The following is a 16327-nucleotide window of genomic DNA, read 5'->3' as shown; positions in this document are numbered from 1 at the left end:
AATGAGGCTTAATGTTACCATCCTGTTTTTATTTATGGGATTGGTTATAACGTTAAGCCTTTTTGTTTTCGAACCTGCATAATTCAGAAGCGATGGGGGGGAGACAAGATGAGAGAAGAGTTACTGAGCGTCGGCATTGATATGGGGACATCGACAACTCAGCTTGTTTTATCCAAACTGCATATTGAAAATATGGCTTCTAGCTTCACTGTTCCACGCATTGTGATAACAGATAAAGAAGTGGTCTTTCGAAGCGATATCTGCTTTACTCCGATGCTTGAGGATAACCGAATTGATGCTCAGAAAATCAAGGCTTTTGTAGAAGAGCAGTATGAGAAGGCTGGCATCAAGAAGGATGAGATTCAGACAGGTGCCGTAATCATCACGGGTGAAACTGCACGTAAGGAGAACGCCAATGAAGTACTTCTTACCCTAAGTGGTTTTGCGGGAGATTTTGTGGTAGCGACAGCTGGTCCTGACCTTGAGAGTATCATTTCAGCCAAGGGAGCTGGAGCTCATACCTATTCCAAAGAGCATTCCACCAGGATCGTAAACATTGATATTGGTGGTGGTACGAGTAATCTGGCCCTGTTTTCTAGCGCCGATTTAATCGATACCGGGTGCTTGGATATTGGTGGCAGGCTGATTAAGCTAGACCAGCAGACGCATCAAATCACATACATCGCACCAAAGATCAAGCAACTTATTGATCTGAAAGGACTGGGGTTATCACTTGGTCAGCGTGTAACTCCAGATGATCTGCAACCTGTGGTGCAAGAGATGGTACACCTGCTGGAAGAAAGCGTTGGAATCCGTCCGCAAAGTGAGTTCTACAACACGATTGTAACAAACAAGGGTCTTAAACTAGACAGACCGATTCCATGCATTTCATTCTCTGGTGGAGTAGCGGATTATATCTACAACGAGGCGACAGGAGATGTGTTCCAGTATGGGGACGTCGGGATTTTACTCGGCAGAGCAATAGCTGAATCCCCGTTATTTGGACAGATGACCATAGTTCGTTCTGTAGAGACAATTCGTGCCACAGTAGTTGGAGCAGGTTCGCATACGACTGAAATCAGTGGTAGTACGATCACCTACACGGAAGAAAGTTTTCCACTGAAAAATGTTCCGATTCTGAAGCTTGCATGGTCGGATGAAGAAGGTAGCGAACAACATTTGGCCAAGGCCATCTCTGACAAACTGAATTGGTTCAAGTTAAACAATGATTTACAAAGGGTGGCAGTCGCCATCGAAGGTAAGAAAAACCTAAGCTTTCAAGAAGTACAGAAGTATGCGCGTGGCTTGCATGCGGGCATGGCGGAACTGATTGAACGTGAGTATCCGTTAATTATTATCGTACGCCATGACATGGCCAAAGTTCTTGGTCAAACGCTTTACGCACTTCTCAACTATGAGAAAGATGTGGTTTGTATCGACAGCGTACTGGTTGACAACGGTGATTATATCGATATTGGGAAACCAATAGCCAACGGCAAGGTATTACCCGTTGTAATCAAGACGCTCGTGTTTAATTGAGTGAGTGACAACTGGAAGGAGGAGCTTTTGTGATCTTAAAAACAAAGTTATTTGGTCGTGTTTATCAATTTGGAACGCTAATGGAAGTTATGGCGAAAGCTAATGAGGAAAAGTCGGGGGATACACTAGCAGGTCTTGCTGCAACCTCGGCGGAAGAGCGGGTAGCCGCAAAGGTTGTCCTGTCTAATATCAGCCTTAGCGATTTGCGTAATAATCCAGCAGTTCCTTATGAGCTTGATGAGGTAACTCGTATTATTCAAGACCAGGTTAATGAAAGAATTTATGATGAGATTAAAAACTGGACTGTAGAAGAATTGCGTGAGTGGATCTTGAGTGATACCACAACAGAACTAGATATTAAACGCATTTCTCGTGGTTTAACTTCTGAAATGGTAGCTGCTGTTGCCAAAATCATGTCTAACCTAGACTTGATCTATGGTGCAAGCAAAATCCGCATTACAGCTACAGCTAATACAACAATCGGTAAACGTGGAACGTTGTCAGCTCGTCTGCAACCGAATCACCCAACCGACGATCCAGATGGTATCATGGCTTCCTTGATGGAAGGTCTGACTTTTGGTATCGGTGACGCTGTACTTGGACTTAACCCGGTTGATGACTCCGTGGAAAGCGTAACGCGTGTACTTAACCGTTTTGAAGAGTTCAGAACAAAATGGGATATCCCAACTCAAACTTGCGTACTTGCTCACGTAACTACTCAAATGGAAGCAGTTAAGAGAGGCGCTCCTACAGGTCTGATCTTCCAATCCATCGCTGGTTCTGAAAAAGGTAACACAGCATTCGGATTTAACGCTGCTACTATTCAAGAAGCACAAGATCTTGCTCGTAAACAAGGACAAGTATCTGGTCCTGATGTGATGTACTTCGAAACTGGTCAAGGTTCCGAGTTATCCTCAGAGGCTCACCACGGTATTGACCAAGTAACGATGGAAGCACGCTGCTATGGTTTTGCTAAGAAGTTCAATCCATACCTGGTTAACACAGTAGTTGGATTTATTGGACCAGAGTATCTGTACGATGCTAAACAAGTTATCCGTGCTGGTCTAGAAGATCACTTCATGGGTAAATTAACTGGTATTTCTATGGGGTGTGACGCTTGCTACACGAACCACATGAAAGCTGACCAAAACGATCTAGAGAACTTGGCAGTTGTATTATCTACAGCAGGATGTAACTTCTTCATGGGTATCCCACATGGTGACGACGTTATGTTGAACTACCAAACAACTGGATACCATGAAACGGCAACTCTTCGTCAAATGCTAGGTCTTCGTCCAATCCCTGAATTCGAACAATGGTTGGAAAAAATGGGCTTCATGGAGAATGGCAAACTGACTAAGAAAGCCGGAGACGCATCTGTGTTTCTTAAGTAAGGAAAGGAGGAGACTTTCATGAACGAAAAAGATCTAAAAAGCATGATTGAATCAATTTTAGCCGATATGGTTGGCGATAAGGTGAAAGAAACAGCACAAGCTCCACAAGTGGCTGCGACCCCTCAACCGGTTACTACAGCGCCAGCTCAACCTGTTGCTAGCGCAACAGTAGTTAGCGATGAAATTCTGGATGATATCACTGAGATTGATCTTCGTAAACTTCTGTTAGTAGAAGATCCAGAGGACCGTGAAGGCTACTTAAAAATGAAGGAAAAAACACCAGCACGTCTTGGTGTAGGCCGTGCAGGTACTCGTTACAAAACGATTACGTCTCTTCGTTTCCGCGCAGACCATGCTGCTGCTCAGGATGCAGTTTTCTCTTATGTATCCGAAGAGTTCATTAAGGAAATGAATCTTGTACCAGTTCAAACCCTTTGCGTTGACAAAGATCAATATATCACTCGTCCTGACTTGGGACGTCAATTCTCTGATGAGACTATCGCTACGATCAAAGCAAACACTCAGAACAAGGCGAAAGTACAAATCATGGTAGGGGACGGACTTAGCTCTGCAGCTATCGAAGCTAACCTGCGCAACATCATTCCAGCTATTACGCAAGGTTTGAAAATGTACGGGTTAGAAACTGGCAACATCTTGTTTGTTAAGCATTGCCGTGTTCCAGCTATGGACGTAATTGGCGATGTGACTGAGGCAGATGTAGTGTGTCTACTAGTAGGTGAGCGTCCAGGATTGGTTACTGCAGAATCCATGAGTGCTTATATCGCATACAAACCAACAGTAGGAATGCCAGAAGCAAGACGTTCTGTAATCTCCAATATTCACTCTGGTGGAACACCAGCAGTTGAAGCAGGAGCACACATTGCGGAAATGATCAAAAACATGCTAGAACGCAAAGCTTCTGGTATCGATCTCAAAAACTAAGGAAACGAAGGTGGCTCCTATGAAGAACGCACCAGTTCGTGCAAAAGTGCTAGGAATAAAGATCATATCTAATGTAAGTCCTGATATGGCTGAAAAACTGGAACTGAAACCTCATCATAAAAGCCTTGGTATTATCACTGCTGATATTGATGATGTAACTTACGTAGCGTTGGATGAAGCGACAAAAGCATCCGATGTAGATGTAGTTTATGCAAAAAGTATGTACGCTGGTTCAGCAAATGCTTCCACGAAGCTGGCGGGCGAAGTGATTGGAATTCTCGCTGGTCCAAGCCCAGCAGAAGTGCGCAGTGGTATGAATGCTGCTGTTGATCATATTGAAACTGGTGCACACTTCGTTTCTGCTAACGAAGATGACAGCATCGCATATTTCGCTCATTGTGTATCACGCACAGGATCATATTTGTCTGAAACAGCTGGTATTAAAGAAGGCGAAGCGATTGCTTATCTGATTGCTCCACCGCTTGAAGCGATGTATGCATTAGATGCTGCGCTTAAAGCAGCTGACGTAACTATCGCAGCTTTCTTCGGTCCGCCATCTGAAACCAACTTTGGTGGTGCTTTGCTAACAGGTAGCCAATCTGCATGTAAAGCTGCATGTGACGCTTTTGCTGATGCTGTTAAGTTTGTTGCAGATAATCCTACGTCTTACTAAGGATGAGAGCTATGATAAATAGTGCGCTCGGCTTAATAGAAGTAAGAGGGTATCTTGGTGCAGTAGTCTCAGCTGATGTCGCGTTAAAAGCTGCAAATGTGTCGTGCATCGAGCTTGAGATTATGAAAGGTAGTGGACTAGTAACAGTTAAGCTAGTTGGAGATGTTAGTGCAGTTCGTGCTGCTGTTGATGCAGGAGCACAGGTTGCAACTGATCTAAACGTGCTTTTGACAAGCCATGTCATTGCTAAGATGCATGAGGAGACTGTTTCCATAGTAGCACCAAGAAAAAAAGGTAATCCGCCTGCGAACGATGCAAAAGGGAAAAAGATAGCAGTTGAAAAGGTAGATACAAAGGAAGCTGTGGTAACAGAAAAACCTGTAGTTACAGAAAAGCCTGTAGCTAAAGAGGAACCTGTAGTTACAGAAAAACCTGTAGCTAAAGTAGAGCCTGTAGTTACAGAAAAACCTGTAGTTACGAAAGAGCCAGTAACTTCCAAAATGCCAGCTAGCAACGAAGCACCAGCATTTGAACATTTACCACCAACTAGCCAATTTAGCCTGGCACCAGAAGCAGGTAAGGAACCTGCTAAGTCTCAGACGCCAATTAAACAGAGTGGCAGCGTTCAACCGAAGAAAACTCTAGCATCAAAAGCAAGCAAACGAACAAAAAAAACAAAATAATGCTGGTTCATATCAGATAATTGCTAACTTGGCTCAGCTAGAAGTAGTAGGGAAAGAAGGATGATGTAATGATGGAAACTTTGGATAAAGATCTAAGATCCATTCAGGAAGTTCGTACGCTTATTAAAAAATCAAAAGAAGCACAAGTCAAACTAGCAGCTATGTCACAAGAGCAAATCGATGCAATTGTGAAAGCTATTGCAGATGCTGGATACAAGAATCGTGTAAAACTGGCGAAAATGGCGAATGAAGAAACAGGCTTTGGTCGTTGGGAAGATAAAATCATCAAGAACGCCTTTGCTTCCAAGCATGTTTATGAGTCTATCAAAGATATGAAAACTGTAGGGATCCTTAGTGAAGATAAGGTGAACAAGGTAATGGAAGTTGGTGTACCAGTAGGTGTAATTGCTGCTCTAATTCCTTCTACTAACCCAACATCTACTGTTATCTATAAAGCAATGATCTCTCTTAAAGCTGGAAACAGTATTGTGTTCTCTCCACACCCAAATGCACTGAAATGCATTATGGAGACAACAAGACTTATCAATGAAGCAGCTATGGCAGCAGGATGTCCAGAAGGAGCTATCGCTTGCATCTCCGTACCAAGCATTCAAGGTACAGATCAACTGATGAAGCATAAAGATACTGCTCTAATCCTGGCTACTGGCGGTACACCAATGGTGAAAGCAGCTTATTCATCTGGTACACCAGCAATTGGGGTAGGTCCTGGTAATGGTCCTGCGTTCATTGAAAAGAGTGCTGATTTCGCATTAGCTGTAAAGCGTATCATTGATTCCAAGACTTTTGATAACGGAACAATCTGCGCGTCTGAACAATCCATTGTGGTTGAAAAATGCAGCAAGGATGCTGTTATGGCTGAATTGACAAAGCAAGGTGCTTACTTCCTATCAACTGAAGAAGCAGACAAGCTAGGTAAATTCATCATGCGTCCAAATGGATCAATGAATCCACAAATCGTAGGAAAGAGCGTAGAACACATTGCCAGCCTGGCAAATCTACAAATTCCTGCTGGGACACGTGTTCTGATTGCACATGAAACACGTGTAGGACATAACGTTCCTTATTCCCGTGAAAAGCTTGGACCAATTCTTGCTTTCTATGTGGAAGAAGATTGGAAAGCAGCTAGCGAACGTTGTGCAGAGATCCTTCATTCTGAGGGTGCTGGTCACACTATGACGATTCATTCTGAGAATGATGAGATCATCCGCTACTTCGGTCTACACATGCCAGTTTCTCGCCTGTTGGTTAATACACCAGGTACTCTAGGCGGAATTGGAGCATCTACTGCTATTGCACCAGCATTAACACTTGGTTGCGGTGCTATTGGTGGGGGTTCCACTTCTGATAACGTTAGTCCACTTCACCTGATGAACACCAGAAAAGTGACTTTCGGCTTACGTGAATTGGAAGACTTGAAAGAAGAGCCTGCTCAAGACAACACATCAACAATCAGCAATCTTGATAAAGAACAATTGATTAGCGCGATTGTGAAAAGAATTTTGGAAGAAATGTAAGTAAACCAAACTAATTTACACACATACTGAGGAGGAATTTTATTATGGCAAACGCAAACGCATTGGGAATGGTAGAAACTAAAGGTCTTGTAGGTGCAATCGAAGCAGCTGACGCAATGGTTAAAGCAGCTAACGTAACTTTGATTGGTAAAGAACAAATCGGTGCAGGTCTAGTAACTGTAATGGTACGCGGTGACGTAGGTGCTGTTAAAGCAGCTACTGATGCAGGTGCAGCAGCAGCAGAACGCGTTGGTGAATTACTATCTGTACACGTAATTCCAAGACCACATGCTGAAGTAGACGCTATTCTTCCTAAAAACGTTTAATACAGCTGAATAAGAACATCATCTAGTAGGAACTGATGGATGCGGCACAGGTCCGCATCCATCTTTCTACCTGTGATCTCTTATCCATATGAAGTGCACTTCGGGGGAATGCCGGTGGAACAAGCGTCGTGAGCGACTGGAACACCGGACGCAAAAGGATGTGAAAAGATGGCTGTAATTACAGAGAGTGATTTGCGCAAGTACTTTAAGAATCAAAAGCTAAGAGATGTTAGTGAGTACGAGGCTCCAAAGGGAACAATTTTGACTCCGTCTGCCAAAAGCTTTTTAACAGATAATCAAATTGAGCTGAAATATAGCGTGGCAAAAAAGGAAGCAGAACCTGAGAAAAGTGATGCTACTGAAACATCAAAGCAGCAAGAAAATACGCAAGTCACTAAACATGTAACCACACCGGAAGCTACTGAAGGAAAAGGGCGATATGAAACCATTTATGGTGGTTTTATGGATACGAAGCCGGAACATATGACTCATTTGCATGGAAATATGTTGGTATATAAAGATCATCCCCGCATTGAATTGCGAGGTAAGCTTGATTCACTGGAGAGCAAGATTTTGGAAGCACAAAACATGTGTTCAAAAGTGAAAATGATCAAACTTGTTAATGATTTGGAAGAAATTCTGCTTTTTATACGCCAGATTATGCGTAGTGAAGTGTTAAATGAAAAAATTGGTGATTTTCTTTTACTCGGGATGACGCCCGCGGAATTACGAGAACAATCTCATCATCCCAAGAGATATTTTGGAATGGATCATTTTCAACCTAGCTATGAAATGGGCGAAGCGGTTGTTGTTATAAATGCATTACGCACAAAGACGAGAGAGACAGAACTGACTGCCTACCAAGCTTTTAAACAAGAATACGGTAGCGTGGAACGTGAAGACATCATTCGAGGGTTAAATCGCCTTTCTTCGTTATTCTGGATCATCATGTTCAGAATTCGTGCAGGACAGTATGACTCATGAGGTGAGAATAATGAATCAACAATTAGTTGAAAACATCGTAAGTGAAGTAATTAAAAAAGTACAGGACGAAATGTGCGTGGAGATCGAAGCATCTGGCAAGCACGTTCACCTGAGCCGCGGGGCAATCGACGCTTTGTTTGGTGAAGGATATCAATTGACCAAAGCAAAAGAATTGTCCCAACCAGGACAATATGCTTGCAAAGAGCGTGTAACATTAATCGGTCCTAAAGGAAGCCTGCATAATGTAGTCGTACTTGGACCGGAGCGTAAGGCTTCACAGGTAGAAGTATCTCTTACGGATGCTCTATCTTTAGGTATCAAAGTACCTGTTCGTGAAAGCGGAAAAATTGAAGGCACACCAGGTGTGATCATTGCTTCTGACAAGAATATGATCCGACTAGATAAAGGTCTGATCGCAGCAAAACGTCATATCCACATGACACCTGATGATGCTAAGAAATTCAACGTGCAAAACGGTGAAGTGGTACAAGTTAAGGTATTTAGCCAACGCCCACTGATTTTTGATGATGTACTTGTTCGTGTAAGTCCATCCTTCGAAACTTATATGCATATTGATTATGATGAAGCTAACGCATGTGGTTTTTCTAAAGCAACCAAGGGAAAAATTATCAAGCTTGGCAAGTAGGAGTGTGAAGATATGAACGGGAATCTTGTTCATCTGGAAGCTCTCATTCAGGCTGTGACTGATGAAGTATATAACAAACTGAAACAGCAACAGGCTATCAAGGCAGATCGGAAAAAACTGGTCATCATGTCTGGTGAGTCTGAATCAGAAATCGAGGCAAAACTGGGTAAGCATTTTGACATTGCGTATTATAACGAGCAGACAAGGGATTGCGATGTGATTGTAATTCCAACCATCTGCATTCAGTTATTATCCAATTTGGCAAATGGTATCAGTGCCGGAAGTAGAGAGCGTTTTATTTTGACCATGCTCTTGAAAGGGAAAAAAGTTATTGCCTTGGACGAGGGATTGAAGTACCGGAAATATAAGAGTACCGCCCCTGTGTTGCTATATAACATGTATACTTCCTACACAGAAAAAATTATGAACTACGGTATTCAGATTATCCGTGAATCAGACCTGTTACATTCTTGCCTGCAAGATGGCAGAGAGGCTGCAACTGCGGGAGCAACACAGAGCTCAATCGTAGAAACAATTCAAGCAACAAGCCAACCTGTGGAAAAAGTTCGAGCTATTGAACCGGACAAGCAGCAAGTATCTCAGGAAATTCTCACCAAAAAAGTGATTACCGAAGCAGATTTGAAAAAGTTTTACTTAAAACAAATCAGCGAAATTGTTATTGATAAAAAAAGCATTATCACACCACTTGCACAAGATTATGTGAGAACGCAACAGATGATTGTGCACAGAAGATAGCGAGGTAAACCTATGATCGTGGGGACAGTAGTGGGAAGCTTGTGGGCGACCCGAAAGGACGTCAAGCTGAATGGTCTGACTTTTTTGGTTGTGAAACCACACTCGTATGGAAAAGACGGACAGGATAAATACTTTGTCGCTGCAGATAATGCAGGAGCTGGCATAGGTGACACTGTTCTCGTAACCAAAGGCAGCGCAGCACGAACCTCTATCTCCAACCAACAGGCACCAATTGATGCTGTCATAGTAGGAATCGTGGATTCACTCGATATGTGTGATGATACAGAGTAGTTGCGATTGAAAAAGCTTTAACCTTAGAACGGGGACTGGCACATACATAGGTTATGCCTTCCCCGACTAAGGAACGAAACAATAAAATAAAATCACTTCCAGTGAGAATGGAGTAGCATCCATGGGAATTAATGAAATTATTATTTACTTAATGGTTATTTTTATGGTTTTGGGAGCTATTGATAAATGTCTAAACAATAAGTTTGGACTAGGAGAGCAATTTGAAGAAGGTATTATGGCGATGGGGGCGCTCACGCTGGCAATGGTGGGGATTGTCTCCTTGGCTCCGGTACTTGCAAAAGTACTTAGCCCGATTGTCGTTCCTGTGTACACAGCATTAGGTGCTGACCCAGCAATGTTTGCAACAACCCTTTTAGCTAATGACATGGGTGGATTCGCTCTTGCTCAGGAATTGGCTCAAACGCCAGAAGCAGGTTTATTCGCAGGTGCAATCCTTGGCGCTATGTTTGGACCTACACTTGTGTTCATTATTCCAGTTGCACTTGGTATCATCAAAAAAGACGATCACAAATTTTTGGCTACAGGTGTATTGGCAGGTTTAATCACTATTCCACTAGGTTGCTTGATTGGTGGATTAGTAGCAGGTTTCCCAATCTCTATGATCTTGGCTAACTTGGTACCAATTATTTTGGTTGCCGTATTGATTGCACTTGGTCTATGGAAGTTCCCACAAGGAATGATTAAAGGATTCACCGTATTTGGTCAGTTCGTTGTTATCGTAGCAACATTAGGTTTGGCATTAGCTATCGTTGAAAAGTTGACAGGACTTGTAATTATTCCTGGTATGGCTCCGATCGATGAAGGAATTCAGATCGTTGGAGATATCGCGATCGTACTAGCTGGAGCTTTCGCTTTGGTATTCGTTATCACGAAGTTCTTCAACAAACCATTGATGAAAATGGGTAAAGTGCTAGGTATGAATGAAATTGCTGCAGCAGGTATGGTTGCTACACTTGCTAACGTAATTCCAATGTTCGGTATGTTAAAAGATATGGATACAAGAGGTAAAGTAATCAACATCGCTTTTGCTGTATCCGCGGCGTTTGTTCTAGGTGACCACCTTGGCTTCACAGCAGGTGTGGCAAAAGAAATGATTTTCCCAATGATCGTGGGTAAACTAGTCGGTGGTATCTCAGCTGTCTTCGTTGCAATCTTCCTTTCTAAGAAAATGATGGAAGGTAAAGTAGAAGAAGGAAAATAGGAGGCTTAATATAATGGAAAATATCGATCGTAAATTACTTGAAGAAGTAGTACGCAAAATCATCACTGAAAAATTGGGTGATACAGCTTCACAAAACGCAGTGATGCACCGTGATCCAAGTGGTGTCGCTTCTGTGAAACTACAACAGGTAGCCGTAGACGAATCTAACCGTTTGGACACTGGTAAAAGTGGTGATGTTGTCTACACGAAAGACATATTTACATTAGAAGAAAGTCCACGTCTTGGTTGCGGTATTATGGAAATGCGTGCTACTACGTTTGACTGGACGCTTAACTATGACGAGGTCGATTATATTATCGAAGGTCGTCTAGAGATCATCATTGATGGTCGCAAAGTAAGCGCAGAAGCAGGCGAGGTCATTTTTATTCCGAAAAATAGTACGATCCAATTCTGTGTTCCTGAGTACGCACGTTTCTTATATGTAACATATCCGGCTGATTGGGCTAATCAGGCTTAATTAAATGGAATCAAAGAGGTGATAGTACAGGCATATCCTGACTATCACCTCTACTACTTTTCAAACACTCTCATTTTGAAAATAACTCGGATGGGGGTGTTTTTTGTATGTAATGAAAACACAAAATTCCTTGTTCAACTAAAGAAGGCCGTTTAGTTGAACAAGGGGTTGAGGTATTATGAATAAAAGAGGTAGGAAAGAAATTTAAATATATAAAACCTGGGGAGAGAAAAATGACTCAGAATGGAATTGTTTTAGTTGTTAGTGTATCAATAATGAAAGACAACGAAGTTTTGATTATTAAAGAAAATAAGCCATCTGCAATCAATAAGTGGAATTTTCCATCTGGACGTATTGAACAAAAAGAAGATATTCTCTATGCTGCCTGTAGGGAAGTAAAAGAAGAAACAGGATTTGATGTGAAACTAACTGGCACAACTGGTATATATAACTTTATTAGTAGTACTAATAATCAAGTGATTTTATTTCATTTTACTGGCGAAATTATTGGAGGTTCATTAAAAATTGAAGAAGATGAAATTATAGACAGTAAATGGATTGAGGTATCTGAACTTATGAATTTTACTAATACAGAACTTCGTGACGCAGGTGTGATCAGGCAAATTGTAGATAGATTAATAAATCGAAAAATTTATTCAATAACTGTATTTAATGATCAATTATGTAAATAAGACAATTCAGCATCAGGGAACTTAATACTTCACTTCCTCGACAATCAAACTAATCAAATAATCCCCTAATAATGCGGTAACAATAACTGATTTAATTGATGCATTTGGGTCATGAACAACTCGCTTAATCGTGTAAAAAGAGACACAGATGAAAATTATTGCTATTAATCTTATAAAGTACAGCATGGAATCATCCTTTCAAAAAGGTTACAAACCATATTGTACAAAATAATTTAGAAATTATATACTGACCAAGATTTACTATTACTCAATTTATAGAAGCAGTAGCACTAGATAGGGAGGAAACATCTTGAATTTGCAACAAGCCAGACTTGATCAACAACAACTTGGAACGAACGCAGAACCAATAAAAAGAATGTGGCTGCTTATTATTGGAATCATCTTTATTGCAGCGAATCTCAGAGCACCGTTAACATCTATAGGACCTCTGATTACTTCCATTCGTGATAGTTTGGGATTATCTAATACAGTAGCCGGTACAATTACAACAGTGCCATTACTTGCTTTTGCGTTACTTTCACCTTTTGTACCTAAGCTTTCTAAACGTTTTGGAATGGAGCTTGTCTTATTGACTTCATTACTCGTATTAACTGTAGGGATTATATTGCGATCTCTAGCAGGAGTAGGAGCATTATTTGCTGGAACGATCTTGCTTGGCCTATCTATTGCTGTATGCAACGTACTCTTACCAAGTCTTATTAAACAAAATTTCCCACAGAAAATTGGCGTGATGACAGGAGTTTATACAGTTTCTATGAACTTGTGTGGAGCAATAGCATCTGGAGTAAGTATTCCAATTTCTTCATCATTAGGTTTAGGGTGGAAAGGAGCTCTGGGCTGTTGGGGAATATTATCCTTTCTTACCATTTTAATTTGGACTCAACAATTCAATAATCGTCGTAAAGCTGGTCAAACCGAAAATAATGAACACCACACCCGATCCATTAACCTGTGGCGATCACGTATTGCTTGGAAAGTGACCTTATTTATGGGGTTACAATCATTTATTTATTATACGCTCATCACTTGGTTGCCTGAAATTCTTCAACAACAGGGATTGAATTCGAATTCAGCTGGATGGTTGCTGTCATTGATGCAATTTGTGATTCTTCCGTTTACATTTATTGTTCCTATTTTGGCTGGACGAATGAAAAATCAACGTCTATTAGTTATTATTACTTCTGTCTTATTTACTGCAGGGATTAGCGGTATTTTGAATGGAAGTACGATACTTAGCCTGTTAGGGGTCATCTTGGTTGGAATTGGCGGGGGATTTGCCTTTAGTTTAGCGATGATGTTTTTTAGCCTGCGTACACAAAGTTCGCAGCAAGCAGCTGAACTATCTGGTATGGCCCAATCAGTTGGTTATCTTCTTGCAGCGGTAGGACCTACAATGTTCGGTTTGTTACACGATGTAACAAGTAGTTGGACCATTCCATTATTGATGTTAATTGTTGCCTCGATCCTAATCTTGATTTTTGGTATGGATGCAGGGAAAAATGAATATGTGAGTGTAGAATAAAGGCACGGATGAGAGAGCTGTTTATAACTGATTTGGTTCAAGAGCAAGGTTACAAATACTTGCGCAGAAGCAGGCGAGGTCATTTTTATTCCGAAAAATAGTACGATCCAATTCTGTGTTCCTGAGTACGCACGTTTCTTATATGTAACATATCCGGCTGATTGGGCTAATCAGGCTTAATTAAATGGAATCAAAGAGGTGATAGCACAGGCATATCCTGACTATCACCTCTTTTACTTTTCATACACTCTCATTTCTAACATGATTTGGATGGGAGTATTTTTTGTTTTATCTCACATTGCTATTCGAATAATGCAGTTTACTTTTGTAAAGATGTTTTGGAGTAATAAATAGAAGAAGGTAGGAAAGAAATTTAAAAATATAAAACCTGGGGAGAAAAAAATGACTCAGAATGGAATTGTTTTAGTTGTTAGTGTATCAATAATGAAAGACAACGAAGTTTTGATTATTAAAGAAAATAAGCCATCTGCAATCAATAAGTGGAATTTTCCATCTGGACGTATTGAACATAAAGAAGATATTCTCTATGCTGCCTGTAGGGAAGTAAAAGAGGAAACAGGATTTGATGTGAAACTTACTGGCACGACTGGTATATATAACTTTAATAGTAGTACAAATAATAAATTATAGACAGTAAATGGATGAAGGTATCTGAACTTATGAATTTTACAAATACAGAACTTCGTGATGCAGGTGTGATCAGGCAAATTGTAGATAGATTAATAAATCGAAAAATTTATTCATTGACTGTTTTTAATGAGCAATTATAAGTAACGATGTCCTAACGGAGGCTGAAAGAATGTATCAATGTAATAGTGATCAAACAAAATGAGATTGATTCTGTATTAATCGTAACAGGTGAAGTATTTTTATCCCTTGAGTTAATATTTTAGCAATGATATGTACTGGTTCAAATAGGTAAGTATACTGGTAAGTATATAACAAGTAGAAGAGATCAGCGTAGACATTTTAAATGCTCATGAATTAGTATATAATTAAAAAAATGAAAGAAAGAGAGAGAAATGTTATGAAAATTCAAAAAATAAAGAATAGAAGTATTCTGTTCACAAATAGTCTTCCCGCGGGGTGGGATTTAAATGTTCAACTTATTATGGGGGATCGATACAATTATATTATCGATACAGGTCTAGGATCTTTAAGCGTTGCACCTATTAAAGAATATATAAAACATGACAACAAACCAATAATTGTGATTAATACACATCATCATTGGGACCATATTTGGGGAAATAGTTCACTCCGAGATTGCATGATAATATCTCATAAACTATGTAGAGAGATGATAGAGTCAAATTGGGAAGAAATGATGCAGAAGTACAATCAATATCTTGATGGTGAAGCAGAAATGCTTCTTCCAAATATGACTTTTGAAAAAGAATTATATTTTCCAGAAGATAAAATAAGAATCATGTATACTCCCGGACATACAATTGATTCTATAAGTGTACTTGATGAAGTAGAAAATGTATTAAATGCGGCTGATAATATTGGTGATACTATTGGTGAACTTATTCCTAGTCTTGGTTGTGAAAAAGATGAGTATATTAACACACTCTTAAAGTATAGAGAGCTAGATTTTGATACTTGTGTGTCTGGTCATAATATCGTTTTGGAAAAGCAAGTAATTGAGAAGATATTGAGCATGCTTTAAGAAACTCCACTTTAAAACTGTCTTACGAGACGGTTTTTTATTTTGGGGGATTTAGTTATTCTTCTAACGTGCAATCTAGTAAAAAAGGAATTACATGTAAATTACATAATATAAAACGAATTATAGGGAGAAAGGAGATAGACATGGGTACGTTACCAAAAGTAAGGTTAAGAGAATTAACACTTGATGATGTGGAAGACCGTTATCAATGGTGTTTGGACAAAGAGATTGAAATTTGTAAAAATCGAACAAATGGCTATGAACAAAAAGCGATTATTAGTGAAGAAGGAAAACACATTGGTTGGATTGATTTGAAGAACATAGATAAATTTAATAAGCATGCTGAAGTAGGAATAACAGTAGGAGATAAAAAACTTTGGGGCAAAGGTTATGGTTTGTTAGCAATGAGAGAAATGCTTATTTGGGGTATATTGACCGCCTAAGAATGAGTATTCTTAAAGGTGAATTCTTGAACTAACGGAAGAGGATTGCTCAATTAGACAAAGAGAGGAAAATAATTATGAATGTAGTGACGCTATGTGGTTCTACCAAATTTAAGAATCAATTTGAACAGGCAAATGCTTATCTTACGCTCCAAGGAAATATAGTAATTAGTTTAGCCTTTTTTGAACAGAGTGAAGGTTTTGAGATATCTCAAGAACAAGCTGAATTACTTGGAAAAATACACTTTCGAAAGATTGATTTATCGGACGAAATTTTTGTTATTGATGTAGATGGTTACATTGGTAGTAGTACAAGAAAAGAAATTGAGTATGCAAGAGAAAAGGGGAAAACGGTCCGATATTACTCTACAAGCGATATTCCAGACAGCATTATTACCGCACTGTTACGCTAATGGGTACGTTAAATAAATGACTTTTGATTTTATCAAAAAGGTGTATCTCGACAGCGTGAAGACCAGTTGATGGT

General features: G+C 40.1%; 19 protein-coding genes and 2 pseudogenes. 20 read left to right on the top strand and 1 reads right to left on the bottom strand.

The genetic code is table 11. The features are described 5' to 3' along the window. Window positions 1-108 precede the first annotated feature (108 nt). From eutA to LM917_RS15795, 14 genes are all read left to right on the top strand, one after another. Window positions 109-1539, top strand: a complete 1431-nt coding sequence (gene eutA / locus LM917_RS15860) for an ethanolamine ammonia-lyase reactivating factor EutA (protein ID WP_232698520.1) — start codon at window positions 109-111, stop codon at window positions 1537-1539. Window positions 1540-1568: 29 nt separating this feature from the next. Continuing rightward, the gene (locus LM917_RS15855; RefSeq protein ID WP_232698519.1) at window positions 1569-2933 is read left to right on the top strand and encodes an ethanolamine ammonia-lyase subunit EutB; all 1365 of its coding nucleotides are present in this window, start codon (window positions 1569-1571) and stop codon (window positions 2931-2933) included. Between the two features lie 18 nt (window positions 2934-2951). Next, complete coding sequence (gene eutC / locus LM917_RS15850; protein WP_232698517.1) at window positions 2952-3875, top strand: ethanolamine ammonia-lyase subunit EutC; 924 nt, start codon at window positions 2952-2954, stop codon at window positions 3873-3875. A gap of 19 nt (window positions 3876-3894) precedes the next feature. Next, window positions 3895-4548 (top strand): ethanolamine utilization microcompartment protein EutL, encoded by a 654-nt coding sequence (gene eutL, locus LM917_RS15845; RefSeq protein WP_232698516.1) that lies wholly within the window; start codon window positions 3895-3897, stop codon window positions 4546-4548. An 11-nt stretch (window positions 4549-4559) separates the two neighbouring features. Further along, window positions 4560-5231, top strand: coding sequence for a BMC domain-containing protein (locus LM917_RS15840; RefSeq protein ID WP_232698514.1), 672 nt, complete (start codon window positions 4560-4562; stop codon window positions 5229-5231). Window positions 5232-5302: 71 nt separating this feature from the next. Beyond that, window positions 5303-6766: an acetaldehyde dehydrogenase (acetylating) gene (locus LM917_RS15835; RefSeq protein WP_232698628.1), complete on the top strand. Its 1464-nt coding sequence runs from the start codon at window positions 5303-5305 to the stop codon at window positions 6764-6766. 44 nt (window positions 6767-6810) lie between these two features. After that, on the top strand, window positions 6811-7092 hold the full coding sequence (locus LM917_RS15830; RefSeq protein ID WP_232698512.1) for a BMC domain-containing protein: 282 nt from the start codon (window positions 6811-6813) through the stop codon (window positions 7090-7092). Window positions 7093-7260: 168 nt separating this feature from the next. Further along, complete coding sequence (locus tag LM917_RS15825; protein WP_232698511.1) at window positions 7261-8076, top strand: cobalamin adenosyltransferase family protein; 816 nt, start codon at window positions 7261-7263, stop codon at window positions 8074-8076. 10 nt (window positions 8077-8086) lie between these two features. Further along, window positions 8087-8722, top strand: a complete 636-nt coding sequence (gene eutD / locus LM917_RS15820; protein ID WP_232698509.1) for an ethanolamine utilization phosphate acetyltransferase EutD — start codon at window positions 8087-8089, stop codon at window positions 8720-8722. Window positions 8723-8734: 12 nt separating this feature from the next. Further along, a complete protein-coding gene (locus LM917_RS15815) occupies window positions 8735-9478 on the top strand; it encodes a TIGR02536 family ethanolamine utilization protein (RefSeq protein WP_232698507.1) in 744 nt (247 codons plus the stop codon). A gap of 12 nt (window positions 9479-9490) precedes the next feature. Continuing rightward, window positions 9491-9769 (top strand): EutN/CcmL family microcompartment protein, encoded by a 279-nt coding sequence (locus LM917_RS15810; protein WP_232698505.1) that lies wholly within the window; start codon window positions 9491-9493, stop codon window positions 9767-9769. Between the two features lie 121 nt (window positions 9770-9890). Next, window positions 9891-10991, top strand: coding sequence for an ethanolamine utilization protein EutH (eutH, locus tag LM917_RS15805; RefSeq protein WP_232698503.1), 1101 nt, complete (start codon window positions 9891-9893; stop codon window positions 10989-10991). A 13-nt stretch (window positions 10992-11004) separates the two neighbouring features. Continuing rightward, on the top strand, window positions 11005-11469 hold the full coding sequence (locus LM917_RS15800) for a EutQ-related cupin domain-containing protein (protein ID WP_232698501.1): 465 nt from the start codon (window positions 11005-11007) through the stop codon (window positions 11467-11469). A gap of 233 nt (window positions 11470-11702) precedes the next feature. After that, a complete protein-coding gene (locus tag LM917_RS15795; RefSeq protein ID WP_232698500.1) occupies window positions 11703-12161 on the top strand; it encodes an NUDIX hydrolase in 459 nt (152 codons plus the stop codon). A gap of 21 nt (window positions 12162-12182) precedes the next feature. Here the strand turns inward: LM917_RS15795 and LM917_RS15790 are convergent, their stop codons facing one another. Further along, window positions 12183-12347, bottom strand: coding sequence for a hypothetical protein (locus tag LM917_RS15790; RefSeq protein ID WP_232698499.1), 165 nt, complete (start codon window positions 12345-12347; stop codon window positions 12183-12185). A gap of 190 nt (window positions 12348-12537) precedes the next feature. Here LM917_RS15790 and LM917_RS15785 point away from each other — a divergent pair, with 190 nt between their 5' ends. The 6 genes and pseudogenes from LM917_RS15785 to LM917_RS15760 all read left to right on the top strand — a co-directional run bounded on the left by LM917_RS15785 (window position 12538) and on the right by LM917_RS15760 (window position 16253). Next, the gene (locus LM917_RS15785; protein ID WP_232698626.1) at window positions 12538-13704 is read left to right on the top strand and encodes a CynX/NimT family MFS transporter; all 1167 of its coding nucleotides are present in this window, start codon (window positions 12538-12540) and stop codon (window positions 13702-13704) included. A 27-nt stretch (window positions 13705-13731) separates the two neighbouring features. Then, a complete protein-coding gene (locus tag LM917_RS15780) occupies window positions 13732-13884 on the top strand; it encodes a EutQ-related cupin domain-containing protein (RefSeq protein ID WP_373688798.1) in 153 nt (50 codons plus the stop codon). Between the two features lie 222 nt (window positions 13885-14106). Beyond that, window positions 14107-14495, top strand: a pseudogene (locus LM917_RS15775) (NUDIX hydrolase). Window positions 14496-14752: 257 nt separating this feature from the next. Next, on the top strand, window positions 14753-15397 hold the full coding sequence (locus tag LM917_RS15770) for an MBL fold metallo-hydrolase (protein WP_232698498.1): 645 nt from the start codon (window positions 14753-14755) through the stop codon (window positions 15395-15397). A gap of 143 nt (window positions 15398-15540) precedes the next feature. Continuing rightward, window positions 15541-15816 (top strand): annotated as a pseudogene (locus tag LM917_RS15765) (GNAT family N-acetyltransferase); the annotation flags it as partial. A 101-nt stretch (window positions 15817-15917) separates the two neighbouring features. After that, window positions 15918-16253: a DUF4406 domain-containing protein gene (locus tag LM917_RS15760; RefSeq protein ID WP_232698497.1), complete on the top strand. Its 336-nt coding sequence runs from the start codon at window positions 15918-15920 to the stop codon at window positions 16251-16253. Window positions 16254-16327: the final 74 nt, after the last annotated feature.

Source organism: Brevibacillus daliensis, from assembly GCF_021245735.1.
GTDB classification, from domain to species: domain Bacteria; phylum Bacillota; class Bacilli; order Brevibacillales; family Brevibacillaceae; genus Brevibacillus_B; species Brevibacillus_B daliensis.
Note: the sequence above shows the minus strand (reverse complement) of the source record. Positions and strands in the feature narration are given on the sequence as shown.